Consider the following 12,323-nt stretch of genomic DNA (forward strand, 5'->3'; position numbering starts at 1 on the left):
TTTATTTCCTTAGGCGTTAATCAAAGTCAGCAGGCGCTCACGCGCCATTTTGTGGTTAATGGCTTGTTGTAGCGCGCCGCTATCTCGCGCTTCCTGCCAGGCTTGCATAGAGCGGACACCTGAATCAGCATCCTGATAGGCTGCATAAGTGACGGGGCTAACGTCATACAGCCGAGAAAATTTAGAAATCTCACGAATAACAATCCCTTCTTCATCCTCGTACCAACGTTCTCCATCGCGAGCGACCGAGAAAGCAAATGAAGATTGGTTGATGTCACCACGCGACATTGGCGCAATAACCAGATCACGAATAGTTTGTGTGTCGGGTGCTAAAATGTTGTATTGCAGACCGCGTTCATCGACCGACACGGTGAGGGTGTTAGCACTGCTGCGGCCAAGAATAAAATTGGGATCATGGTTAAACAGGCCACGCACGTCATCCCCCAGCACATCATCAAATGCACCAGGCTTAATGATTTCGCGAAATCCCCACAGCGGTTCTGAGCGGGTATTGAACACCGAGCCGTAGCCAATAATTCGGGTTGGCTCATTCTCTCGCTGTTCTGCCCGTACCTCCCCGCTATAACAGCGTTTTTCTGTCTCACTCATTGCTCGATCCTTTATCGTTGGGGTCGATATCAGTATTTGAAGTGGTTAATTTGGCCGCATTTACGCTAACCAGCATTTCATCAAGACCGTCTACCGGGTTCATATCTTCAAAGGCGCGGGCCTCATTGCGCGACATCCAGCCATCAGTAATGGCGAAATGGTAGAAATTGGCGCGTTCCTGCGGAGTGCCGCGCAATAAACCAGCCAGATTAAAGCGGACGTAGTAGCCTGCTGCCCGTTCAGCTCGTGTAAATAACCGGCGGTTTAATTCCTGCTCCCAGTTCACAATCCACGGCATGACGGTATGGCGCACAAACTGGATCGACTGCTGGGTAATGTTGGAGAAGGTGGCCTTTTCCAAATCGTTGATCATATGGGCCGGTATGTTGAAAATCCCCGCTATCTGGGAGCGGTTCAGCTTCAGCATGTCAATGATCTGGGCATCAACTGGCGAAACCGTCAGCGCCTTATAATCCAGCTCTGCGGGCAGCAACATGGTCTTGTTTTCTTCATTACGAAGTGCTGCCGCGGCTTTTTGCCACATCTCTTTTAATCTTGCCCAAGAGTCTTTATTTAAATCTCCCTTAACTGACACAATCCCTGCCGGACGGGCATTACCGTTGAAAAAGTTGCTGGTATATTTCTGCCCGCTCATGCCCATACCGATAGTCTCAGCATGTTGCAGAATAGGGCTTAGCCCCATTTTCTGATTATTACCCAGCGCACGAATGTGGATCATGTCGTCAGGGCTGACAGCAAAGGTGCCTTGTTCGTTATAAACGCCGTAGGTGTAGCGACCGCCGGTATTTAACAGGGTGGTTTCCCACGGCATACAGGCTTCAAGGCTGATTATCTCGCCGCGCCGTGAGCGCACTACTTTTGTGAAACCATTCCCCCAACCAAGCACATGGCGTTCCTTTAGCTCCCGCCATTTGTAACTGGTTTGCCAGACGTTAGGCTCATCATGTACAAGATAAAAAACGGGGTGATCTCGCGCCACTTCAACCGTGTTTCCGGTTTTACGCATCACATGCAGCGGCATCTGCGCCAACGTGGAGGACAGAACATAAATACAGGCATAAACCGCACCCAGTTTCATGGCGGTTTCCGGGCTGACAAAAACGTCAGACTTGAAGAAACCGGCCTCTTCTGCTGACTCACCCGTTAACGGGTTAGCGGGGTTCTCCAACGGGTTACTGCGGAATAAGGCATCAAGTAGCACGGTATTTTCTCCTTGCGGCGAACAGTGCGAATATCAACATTCCACCACCCGCGCACTGTAATGCCGTCGCTGTGCCAAATTGCAGATAAAGCCCCGCCATGAGTAAACCGAAACCGGCTACCCCGATAATGTCGATAATCAGTGATTTCATAAGATAAGCAGTTCTTCGTCTGGATCGAGGTTGGAAAGGAAATCACCGGGCTTATTGAGCATGGCTCGACCGACCGCCATGATTAGCGCAACGGCACCGTCTATTTTGTTCTCGGAAGCCTCTTTAATCGGCCTGACCACATCATCATTACCGGGCAGATACTTGCCCACTACGTTGCTGATACACCATGTCATTATGGGGTTGCCATCATGGTGAAAGCGCCCAGACTCAACCGCGGCTTCCAATTCCTTCATGGCGTCGCTCATGTTGGTATAGTTCTGAACGATGGTGATAGGGCTTAACCCCTCTTCAGCCAGATGGTGAGAAAGGTTGGTTGCACCGTGTGGGTCAATAGGCGATTCCTCAACCGGATTTAGACGGTTTACCTCTTTGGCAGCCTCAAGAATTTCCCGATAGTCTATTTCAGCACCGGGAGTCGCCACCAAATGCCCAGTAATTACCCACTTCTGGAATCGTTCAGCAGTGCGCCGATCCTCTATATCAGCACTGAATACCGTGTCATACGGCACCCAGAACTTAGGGGCGATACAGTAATAATGCTGTTTTCCGTCAATAGTCCGGGTAAACAGGCGCGGCATGGAGTTCATATCCAGTTTGCGGGCCAGGTCAAAAGAAAGATAACAGGATTGACCTTCAAACTGCTCCAGTGTCAGGGTGTTATCTTCACAGGCCCGCCAACTCACCATATTGAAGAATGCGGATCGGGCAGATACCCAGATATTCAAATGTTTAGTTTTAAAGATGTTGGCTTGACGGGCATTATTCATTGCCCTTTGTTGCTGGCTCAGTAAGAAATCACTGTAAACAGATACCCCCATATTGGGGTTAGCTTTCTTCAGTGATGCAGGTAATGTCCAGTCGTCCCCCTCATCAACGGTATAAATGATCCCGAACAGTTCATCGTTTGGGACAGTACCGTTAAGCATTTCAATAACTTCTCGGCGCTTGTCGTAGCACGGCCCTTCAATGTTGTAGCCCGCAGTGGTAATCGCCCACATGATAGGCTGTCTGCGTGATCCCATCCCCGTTAACATGGTGGTGTAGAGTGAGTCTGTTTCGTGTTCGTGGTATTCGTCCACGATGGCGCAGCTGGGTGACGAACCATCACCGGGGTTACCGATAACCGGCTCAAACCGCGCACCATCTTCTGGCCGGTTCATGTTGGAAGCATTCACCTCAATACCAAAGGCTTCACAGAGCAACGGTGTACGCTTGCACATCAAGCGCGCAGGCCGGAATACTTCCCATGCTTGTTTCTCGGTTGTGGCACCGGAGTAAACCTCAGCGCCGAACTCGTCATCACATGAAAAGCAAAATAGCGCCACCCCAGCGGAAATAGCTGATTTGCCATTTTTGCGGGGGATCTCGGTATAGACCTCGCGAAAGCGGCGTAACTTGCTGCCTTTATGCAGCCAGCCGAACGCGCAGCAGACGATAAAAAGTTGCCACGGTTCTAAGGTGATGGGCATTCGTTTAAAGGCCCACTCCCCCTTGGTATGGGGAAGCAGTTGAATAAACTTTGCGGCTTTCTCTGCGCGGTCTTTATCGAATCTGTATTTAAATTTACGGCCTTTTTCTGCCGCCAGATCATCGATGTGACGCTGACAGGCATCAATAACAAAACGACAAGCAACAATCCGCCCCTGCACCACATGACGGGCGTATTGATTCGCCGCATTAACATTCGGATAGGCTTTTCTAGTCATAGGTTTGTGAACGGATTCTTTGAGGTTTTCTTGCCTGCGCCAACTAAACGGGCGCGACTGCTGGGATCTAAGCCCAACATACCGCCGAAAGAAGCCAGCTGTTTCATAGCTTCATTCAATGCCGTTAGAGCTGGGTTCTTTACTGGTCCGCCGGTTGCACCAACCATCACAACGCCATGTATGGCCACATGCGCCTGAGACTTTCGGGCCGTGGAGTAGGCCACGCAGAACATTTCAAGGTTATGCAGATCAGTGGCACAAAGCACTTGTTGAGCGCAAAGCTCTTTTGCTGCCATGACCCACATCGTTGAGGCGTATTCATCAAACCATTCTGGCGGCGATGCTCCCTTGATTGGTGTGAATGCGGGTTCGTCTTTATTTAGAGCACGTTTACCCGGATTGCCCGCCAATTCCTTCCGGGCGGTTGGCTTGGCCCGGCGTCCGGATCGGCCCGGCGCTCCAGCCATAATCCCTCCAGTTTTAATTTCATTTTACGCGGGTAAAAAAATTCAATGAGGCTGGCGGTACGGTAGGACAAGGGCTGTAGAGATTTTACCCGCCCCTCCCCTTCGTGCTATTTATCGCTATCTGATCCGCTCAACTGCTGTCTTCTTGCGATGGTGTGGCCAGCAAAGTAGTTCAAGGTTGGATGGTTCATCAGTGCCGCCGTGAGCCTTGGGTATGATGTGGTCAACCGTGGTACCCGACACCACCAGACCTTCCCGCAGACACTGTTGGCACAGCCCTTTGTCTCTGGCCTTTATCAGTGGTTTCAACTTATCCCAATTGGCACCATAGCCACGTTCATGCCTGGTCTTACCCTGTTGGTGGTTCTCCCATCCGGTATTCTGATGCTCAGTACAATAACCAGAACTGTGGATCGTAGTATTGCGGCACCCATGCTTACGGCAGGCGCGCGGTATTCTGGGTGGCATGGGGTTACTCCAAAAGAAAAACCACCGGCTTATAAGGCCAGTGGCTTAGATATAAATAACCGCCCGGAGGCAGCTTTTGATGGTTACCTGACGCAGTATCTAATGCTGTACAACACACTTGGTCCGAAGCTCACTATCAGTGATGCGAGAATCCCGCAGATACTGGAAATGCGAACACCAGAAGCCGTTAAATAGTCAAACAAAGGAGTCCCGAAAATAACGGCGTACTGTAGAGCGGTGAAAGCAAGAATAAGTACCAAAAAAAGCAGCGCACTTTTCAGCGTGAAGAATATCCATTCTCTTATCCCGAGTCCGATATACCCATTGCGCCTAAACGCCCCTTTGTAGTCCCTTATGAACTTTGCCATGCCTTGCAACCTTGAGCTTAAATCGTTCCTTATCATTGCATAGATTGTCTGTTATTGGGTATCTACTGAGAGCCGTTGTGAAAGTGGTTCTCAATCTGCAATTACGCTTTCCCTTCCATGATTGCCACCATGTCAGGATCAATGCTTTCTACGAGGCCTTCTCTTGCGGTAAGCAATAACCGCTTACGTCCACCTACCCCCCATCCATTCATTTTTCTGGCACAGGAACTAATCTCTTTAACTTCAGAGTTGATGATCAGATCAAGGCGATTAAGTCGGTTCATCGCACCAAGGCCATTAATCACTGCGTCGCGGAAGGTGTTATAGACGCGAATTTCAAACTCAGGTTTTAGCCAAGCAGCATATCGAATCACTACTAACTCAAGCGCCCATGTACCCTGTTTCAGCCCGCCCTTTATAACTTTGACCGATGCACTTTTTGTTGCATCGCTTAATGTGTGAACAAATCGCTTCACCTGTTTGCTCTTGAGAAATACCCCTGGACGCTGTGATTCCGTTGCATCTCCATTTGCTACAGCGGCAGCATGTAGATCATTTAAGTTATATCGGCCGTATTCATCAACGCGGACGGATACCCCATTTACTACGACGGTTGGATAAGTCATATCGGTAGTTACCTTATAGAAACGAGCCTCGTTGCCCAGAAACGCCAGCGCACAGAGACGGCTACCGGCCTAAACCAGCATTTCTCCGAGGCTTGTTTCTGTAAGACTCTATGCTTTGAAATGTGCCGGGCATGGCACGAGATATTGCAGGTATAAAAAAGGCCCAGTCGTTAAACTGAGCCTTCATGTTCTTTGTTCGCGGCTTCGCCACTAATAAAAACGCCACCGGCTTATAGGCCAGTGGCGCAGGAATCTATATATCTTAAGGTGTTAAATACTGTTCACAGGGCTAAAATCGCCTCAATTTCTACATTTAGATCGGTTGAAAATAGTTGTGTAACCTGAACTAAAGAGCTTGCCGGAAGATGCTCCCCAAAATTACGAAATAACACTATGCGCAACTGTTCTAAATCTTCCAGTGAAGTCACAAAAACTGTCACTTTAATTAATGAACTAAGCGAAGTTTTCTCTGCCAAGGCTATACGATGAAGCTGAGTAAAGATTTCCTCCGCTTGATCTGCAATACACTTCCCTTGAGATACGGTTCCAAAAGCAGTCAGACCAGAAATATAAAGAGTTTCGTTATGTTTTACTGCATGAACGTATGGCCCTTTCACTTGACCAAGTTCTGAATAATTCTTCCTGATTAGCCCATTCATTCTCATATCCTTTTTTTGCTTATTGGGCATTAATCAGACCACACATTTCAACTTAGACCAATAATCATTAATTTTTCCTCCCCGCGTTCTGCCGCCAGCCAATAACCTCATCCAACCGCCCCTTGCAGATCCGCAGCTCACGTTTCAGCGCCAATGCATACAGCCCACTATCACCCCAAGTGGTACCGACAAACTCCGGCACCTCGCATTCAGTTAATGCTGATTCTGGCGGTAGCAATACGGGACAATTAGCTGGTGGACGTGAATCTACCTTATTCGCGCAGGATGTTAATGCTAGTGTCAGGCATGCGCTGAATAGCACACTTATCATCTGACGCCGCCGCCAGAAACCGCCTGAGTCGCTCGTCACTTTCATTGCGTAGTTTCCTTTCGCTCTCTAGCTGGCGAGTTGTGGCTGCACGATTGGCGGCTTCATTCACCTGGTATGCATCGATGATGTTACCCAGTGCCGTGTTTGTGGCTTGCTCGGCCACCAGCTCCGCTTCCGTTTTTTCGACCTGATTTGAGAGACGGTAACTGTTAAAGAACAGAGCCGACACAATAACCACCAGCACAGCAATGACTAATCCAATGGCCTTATTCATCCAGCCCCCAACAGGTCAGTTCGCTTTCTTGCGCGCGGCGTTCTATCTGGCCGTAGCAATTATTAGAGCGAATATGGCAATCCTTGCCACCGTCATATACCCAGCGTTTGATTTCAGCGCATGCGCCTTTGCGGTCAGCAGCATTGAGTTTTCGGTAAAAGGTGGAGGTAAAACATTTACTCGGGCCGATGTTATAGGGGCAAAACGAAGCAATACCGGCAATCTGTGGTTCAGTCAGCGGTACCCGGACATTTTTCTTCACCCAGCTTATGGCCTTGTCAGCCTCCAACTGATTCACCGCAGCACACTTATCAGCTGACAGCTTCATCCCTTTCACTACCGGTTTACCATCAACTTGAGTCGCACCACGGCAAATAGTCCAAATCCCCTTTCCATCGGGATAAGCTACCAGCCGGTTACCCTCTTTCTCATCCAATAGCTGATCAAGAATTATGGTGGCCGGTGCTGCAACCATAATCAGAGCCAGGACAGCCGCGCTTAATTTTCTTTTTGTCGAGGCCATCACTCACCATCCGGTTTATAGCCGTGGCGACGATCCCAAATCTTGATGCCAGCATTAAGCATGAATGTCAGGGCCATAAAGAATAACGAACCAAGCACACCAATCACCGTCCACTCATCAGGGGTGAAGCCAGCAATCAGCTCTTTAGCCCAAAAAATAAAACTACCACCCGACGCCAGGTAGGAAGCATTAGAAGCGATATTGCTCATTTTCATGATCTCCCCCTCCCGGTCAGCGGGTTGGGCGCGTAGTTAAGGAATTTAGCCCACCAGTGCAGCCACTCATCTGTTAATAGTGAGTGTGGAGTTGATTGGGTGACAGGGGGCTAAAACGAAAAAGGCCCACCGAAGTGAGCCTAAATTATGCTGTGGTGGCGGGGAATTCGCCGACATCGTTTCACTGGTGTTCCACTTGTATCCCCGCACATCGATCGGTACCCGTTTTCACCACTTTCTTCTGAACGCCAAAACTTTACTAATGAATTTCAAGAGCGGCAGAGCCTAGACAAAAGATTTCATTTGTGGATTTGGGTCTGCAGCAAAAATAACAAACCCGATAATTAGGGCGTTAATGCATAGAATAAATAAAAAAACTTAAAGAAACCTTCAGTATGGCCGTTTAAACATTAGGACGGTCAGAAAATAAGGATTAGAAATGAAGCTTTATCACGGAACATCACATTCAGCATCTTTACTCATAGAGTCAAGCGGATATATTGCGTGCAACATAGCAAGAACTTATGGATATAACAGCACTCTTCCAACTACGGATGGATTTGTATATCTAACTAACCACCCTGGTTATGCGGCCTACATGGCAAACAAAGTTGCCTACGAGAAAAATGACGATTTTTTCGTAGTGTATGAAATTAATATCGAAAAAGAACATCTTGTTGCTGATGTAGATGAGTTAATTTACGTTTGTGGACTCTCAGAGGAAAAAGCTATGAGTTTAAGCCTGCAAGAGTCTCTTGAATTATCAGGATGTTGCAGGACGCCTAACAATCTTCATGTAGGTAAATCTGTATCAAAACAAGTTACCCTACCATGTACGAGAAATCGTAATCACCCTGATTTAAGTAAATCACGCGAAGTGATCATCCTACGCAGAGAAGGTCAGTCTTCTGGTGCATTAAAAATCCTTGATTCACAAGAATGGAGTTCATTCTGACTCAAGTAAGAAAACCCTGATAATGAATACTCAATTGTCGGGGCTTGTCCTTTTTGAAGCCGGTTACGGTTCCGGCGTCAACACCTACCAATGTGCTGACCGCACACCTTTAAAATGCAAAAGGCCCAACAGAGTGAGCCTTGGACTTGATTACAGAATTATTTAGCGAACTTATCCGCTTCTTCGCGAGTAGTGATGGAGCTTTCACCAAGGCCAATCGCAATTAAAACTCCCACGATGTAGCCTGCTAGCCTACTATTTAAAATTTTCTTGAGCATGAAAACTCCAACTATAAAGTTTCTTGGAGTGGTTATCTTTTACTTAACATTACCGCCAATACATTGGTATTGCTTAGTTATGCTGCCGTTCATTAACTGACCATACATATTACGCATCCCTTCCATGCGGGCATGAGGTGTTAGGACCTCTGAATGATCATAACCCCATTTGCGGCAAACGTTCGAGGCGATTTCAACAGCATCTTCCCAACGTGCTTTGCTACCATCATCGGTCAGCGGTAGATTTTCATTATGAACAAAACCGACGGTAACAATCCCGCCAGCACGGTCAGCAGTAACAACCTCTACTGGTTTTCCTACAGAGCTGGCGCACCCAGAGAGAGATATTGCTGAGAGTAATATCAATATTTTTCTTTTCATTATTATTCCTGTTTAGCATCCCACCCAACCCCAGTCGGGTTGAAAATTAATGCTACAACATTCAATTCTTATAGTTTAGTGAAAAATATGACTTAACTCGGTCAGCCCTTCGGTATTAGGATCAACATTGAGGTTGCTCATTATTCAGCAAGCCAATGAAACGATAAAAACCCGCCGAAGTAAGGTTTATTTGATTGGATAAGCACTACTGAACAACCAACTCTTATCACAATAGTGGGTAAAATTCGTAACGAATAGCTTTTTATATGTTTTTTGTATTATTCCATACTTATTCTGGTACCCATTGTACTCTGGGCTTAGTCAGCACGGTGCCAGGAACTGGTATTCTGAATTAACCTTTCCCCTGCTTCCAACCAGGGCGAGGTCAGCGCTGTTTTTGCAATGATGATGTTTACCCACTAAGGAAAAAGCATGTTTATCCCAGTCTATATGTTATGGATTATTGGCTTACTTGCCGCCTTCGCTGTTTATATGGTGTACATGAACGCTGTTTTTGCAAAAGCTAAGGCGTCGGGTGATGTTCGACGCGCAACTGAGCCGCTTATGGTTGAAAATTACCGTTTGCGGGTCTTGTTGGGTCTTCAAAACAGCCGAGCACGCCATCTGGCCCGCCAGTATCAGAAAGGCGATGATCTGAGTCTGGTAATCGAACTGCTAAACTCTGAAACTGAGCCGTTTTATCGAGACTGGGAAATTGACGCTAACGTCCACGCTGCAAGCAATCCCTTCGTGAAGGGAGTATGAACATGAGCTACGAATCGGATTGGTTGACTAATATAAGCACGAACGCAGTATTATAACTTCCAGAGAAAAATATAAACTAAGTAATGATGCGAGAAAAATCATGAAAAGAGAGGAATTATTCAGCTACGCACGGGAGCATTTTAAATCTGAGCCCGAATATCTCTGGAGCAAGCTGCCGAGCTATGCAGTACTTCGGCATCACGATGGAAATAAATGGTTCGGTATCGTGATGAATGTCCCTGGCACTAAGCTGGGTCTGAAGACGGATGATGAGTTAGATATACTCGAAGTGAAAGTCAGGCCGGAATACATCGGCTCATTGCGTAAAAAAGATGGCATCTTACCCGCTTATCACATGAACAAAGAGCACTGGGTCAGCGTACTTCTTTCCAGTTCGCTATCTCCCAACGAAATACACGAGCTGCTCGCAGATAGCCATGAGCTAACCTCTTGTAAAGATATATCAAGACGGCGTTAATGAAAGAGATGGGCCCATACTCAAAGCAATACACTTTAAATAATATTTATTATTTTGTGACCACTATGGATGCAAAAGTGCTTATGTCTTCAGCAAGCACTTATCTTTCGCTCTTAGCCGACGCCCATACTTATCCACTAGTTGCTACAGAACATTGTCAGAACAAGTCTGATACAGTTTTTGTACTATCAGCCTTATGAGTCCACTCATCCATTTCTAATCTGGCACCTGCCATAATCAGGCAAGCATCAACAAAGGTTTCGGCCATCATGAGTTTGAGTCTAATTTTTCCCTCCGAGCACTTCTGTTTCCTGGCTATTGCTGATTTTGATATCCCTTTCTTATAGTGCTGCTCTATCAGGTTATAATCTTCATCTCGCCCAGCTTTCTTCAGTCGGCCTACTGCCGCATCCACCAGCAGACCATCATTATCACAGCACGATAACCGCGACTTTGTAGTGCTAGGTAACAGACCTTTAAATCCTGCTGCAATGGGGGAGTAACCTACGCCACTATCTTCATTAGCAGCCCAGCCGCCCCAGCGTTCTAATACCAATTGAATATCACGCATATTATGGATACCCCTCTGAATCTCTGAACGTTACCCAATAAAAAAGCGAGCCGTATTTAATATACGACTCACTATTTATATTGATTAGCTATGTAGATATATTACCATAACTCGTAACGACAAATAAGATAATAACGTCAATATCAACCCAAATAGCAGCACGTTAGACGATTTTAATGTCATCATTTAATTATCTATCACGCATCCCCTATATGCACCCCTATCAAATTTAGATATACCGCATCATTATCTGAGCCTGAAAAACTCTGGTGTCGCTCACTTTGCAAATACCATTTCAATACATCCAGTGCCTCTCGTTGATGGCGAGGGCGGATGATTTCAAGCTTCTTATCAAGATAGGTTTCACGGTCTGATATCGGGCCTTCACAGTCATAACCATATCCACCAGGGTCCATTTCTTTGCAAGCAGCATTACGCACCGTATATAACCATTGCCAATACTGAAACTCCCTGACGACATCAGAGAGAGTATGGGGTTCTGGTAAAACTCCGGCGAAACCCTTTGACGCTTGAGCGCGCATGTCCCATATATCAGTAACTCGCTTACCCTCAACACATCCCTTCTTTTTTTCCTCAGGTGTCCAGCCAAAACAATCATCATAGATATCGCCACAGACCATCTCCATGAGTTGTTCAGCTTTGGTAGGTTCCAATGCAGCTTCATAGCTGCCAAATGTCCCCCTGACCTCTGCTGCACGAGTAAATTGGGTTCTGGCCCTGTCTATATAATGCTGCGGGTCGCCCATCATCATTGTGGAAAAGCTGGCAGTCCATCCCGCACCATTCGCTTCCAGATAGCGAGTGTAATTATCGCGAGCATCTTTGGGGGATACAGTCAGTTTGTGCAAGGCTTCCTCAGCCGCCGCAATATGTCCCGGTTCGCCGGTATTGATAACCTCCAACACCCACAAATAGGCATCGGTCTGCCTGTCTCCCGTAATACGCCGCTGCACGGGTAACGGCTTTGGCACTATAAGTGCAGTGCTGTATTGCTTCTCTGGTATCTCAAACATCGCGACATGCTCGGGATTATCAGCAAATAACCCAGACCGCTTACAGGCACTTTTGACCGTGCTCAAATTCAAATTAGTCATATCGGCTATCCGTTTATAACCGATGCCTGATTGTTTAAGCCGAAATACCTCAGCACGTAATTCTTTTGTCATTCTCATGATATGCATACCCTGTATTCTTTTACTCTCTGTCAGGGCATTGGTGTAATTCCCCGCCAGAG

18 protein-coding genes are annotated in these 12,323 nt (G+C 47.0%); 3 read left to right on the forward strand and 15 right to left on the reverse strand.

Going from position 1 to position 12,323, the window contains the following annotated elements:
* Positions 1-9: 9 nt before the first annotated feature.
* From QSV56_RS03020 to QSV56_RS03075, 12 genes are all read right to left on the reverse strand, one after another.
* Positions 10-609, reverse strand: a complete 600-nt coding sequence (locus QSV56_RS03020; protein WP_019081895.1) for an HK97 family phage prohead protease — start codon at positions 607-609, stop codon at positions 10-12.
* Positions 602-1,831, reverse strand: coding sequence for a phage portal protein (locus QSV56_RS03025; protein ID WP_050335828.1), 1,230 nt, complete (start codon positions 1,829-1,831; stop codon positions 602-604). Before QSV56_RS03025 ends, QSV56_RS03020 begins: the two co-directional genes overlap by 8 nt.
* On the reverse strand, positions 1,821-1,982 hold the full coding sequence (locus QSV56_RS03030) for a hypothetical protein (RefSeq protein WP_019081897.1): 162 nt from the start codon (positions 1,980-1,982) through the stop codon (positions 1,821-1,823). The genes QSV56_RS03025 and QSV56_RS03030 overlap by 11 nt, the downstream gene beginning before the upstream one ends.
* A complete protein-coding gene (locus QSV56_RS03035; RefSeq protein ID WP_301210652.1) occupies positions 1,979-3,709 on the reverse strand; it encodes a terminase large subunit in 1,731 nt (576 codons plus the stop codon). Before QSV56_RS03035 ends, QSV56_RS03030 begins: the two co-directional genes overlap by 4 nt.
* Complete coding sequence (locus QSV56_RS03040; protein ID WP_050335824.1) at positions 3,706-4,176, reverse strand: phage terminase small subunit P27 family; 471 nt, start codon at positions 4,174-4,176, stop codon at positions 3,706-3,708. Before QSV56_RS03040 ends, QSV56_RS03035 begins: the two co-directional genes overlap by 4 nt.
* Positions 4,177-4,293: 117 nt before the next feature.
* A complete protein-coding gene (locus QSV56_RS03045) occupies positions 4,294-4,644 on the reverse strand; it encodes an HNH endonuclease (protein WP_072091618.1) in 351 nt (116 codons plus the stop codon).
* A 469-nt stretch (positions 4,645-5,113) separates the two neighbouring features.
* Entirely contained in the window at positions 5,114-5,638 is a 525-nt protein-coding gene (locus QSV56_RS03050; RefSeq protein ID WP_301210654.1) for a KilA-N domain-containing protein, read from the reverse strand.
* A gap of 281 nt (positions 5,639-5,919) precedes the next feature.
* Entirely contained in the window at positions 5,920-6,297 is a 378-nt protein-coding gene (locus QSV56_RS03055) for a RidA family protein (RefSeq protein WP_050335655.1), read from the reverse strand.
* 67 nt (positions 6,298-6,364) lie between these two features.
* Positions 6,365-6,673, reverse strand: a complete 309-nt coding sequence (locus QSV56_RS03060; RefSeq protein WP_242365467.1) for a hypothetical protein — start codon at positions 6,671-6,673, stop codon at positions 6,365-6,367.
* A complete protein-coding gene (locus QSV56_RS03065; protein ID WP_242365450.1) occupies positions 6,570-6,902 on the reverse strand; it encodes a DUF2570 domain-containing protein in 333 nt (110 codons plus the stop codon). The genes QSV56_RS03060 and QSV56_RS03065 overlap by 104 nt, the downstream gene beginning before the upstream one ends.
* Complete coding sequence (locus QSV56_RS03070) at positions 6,895-7,425, reverse strand: lysozyme (RefSeq protein ID WP_301210658.1); 531 nt, start codon at positions 7,423-7,425, stop codon at positions 6,895-6,897. Before QSV56_RS03070 ends, QSV56_RS03065 begins: the two co-directional genes overlap by 8 nt.
* On the reverse strand, positions 7,425-7,640 hold the full coding sequence (locus tag QSV56_RS03075) for a phage holin (protein ID WP_046050627.1): 216 nt from the start codon (positions 7,638-7,640) through the stop codon (positions 7,425-7,427). The genes QSV56_RS03070 and QSV56_RS03075 overlap by 1 nt, the downstream gene beginning before the upstream one ends.
* A gap of 439 nt (positions 7,641-8,079) precedes the next feature.
* Here QSV56_RS03075 and QSV56_RS03080 point away from each other — a divergent pair, with 439 nt between their 5' ends.
* Positions 8,080-8,595 (forward strand): hypothetical protein, encoded by a 516-nt coding sequence (locus QSV56_RS03080; RefSeq protein ID WP_019081904.1) that lies wholly within the window; start codon positions 8,080-8,082, stop codon positions 8,593-8,595.
* Positions 8,596-8,912: 317 nt separating this feature from the next.
* Here the strand turns inward: QSV56_RS03080 and QSV56_RS03085 are convergent, their stop codons facing one another.
* On the reverse strand, positions 8,913-9,254 hold the full coding sequence (locus QSV56_RS03085; protein ID WP_301210662.1) for a hypothetical protein: 342 nt from the start codon (positions 9,252-9,254) through the stop codon (positions 8,913-8,915).
* Between the two features lie 432 nt (positions 9,255-9,686).
* Here QSV56_RS03085 and QSV56_RS03090 point away from each other — a divergent pair, with 432 nt between their 5' ends.
* Positions 9,687-10,019 (forward strand): hypothetical protein, encoded by a 333-nt coding sequence (locus QSV56_RS03090; protein WP_301210664.1) that lies wholly within the window; start codon positions 9,687-9,689, stop codon positions 10,017-10,019.
* Positions 10,020-10,119: 100 nt separating this feature from the next.
* Entirely contained in the window at positions 10,120-10,497 is a 378-nt protein-coding gene (locus tag QSV56_RS03095; RefSeq protein WP_301210666.1) for an MmcQ/YjbR family DNA-binding protein, read from the forward strand.
* A gap of 157 nt (positions 10,498-10,654) precedes the next feature.
* On the opposite strand, the gene QSV56_RS03100 is transcribed toward QSV56_RS03095, so the two are convergent.
* Together QSV56_RS03100 and QSV56_RS03105 are read right to left on the reverse strand one after the other, a co-directional pair.
* A complete protein-coding gene (locus tag QSV56_RS03100) occupies positions 10,655-11,068 on the reverse strand; it encodes an antiterminator Q family protein (protein WP_301210668.1) in 414 nt (137 codons plus the stop codon).
* A 197-nt stretch (positions 11,069-11,265) separates the two neighbouring features.
* Positions 11,266-12,261, reverse strand: coding sequence for a hypothetical protein (locus tag QSV56_RS03105; protein WP_367317234.1), 996 nt, complete (start codon positions 12,259-12,261; stop codon positions 11,266-11,268).
* Between the last annotated feature and the right edge of the window lie 62 nt (positions 12,262-12,323).

This window comes from Yersinia sp. 22-579, from assembly GCF_030433455.1.
Classification (GTDB): Bacteria; Pseudomonadota; Gammaproteobacteria; order Enterobacterales; family Enterobacteriaceae; genus Yersinia; species Yersinia enterocolitica.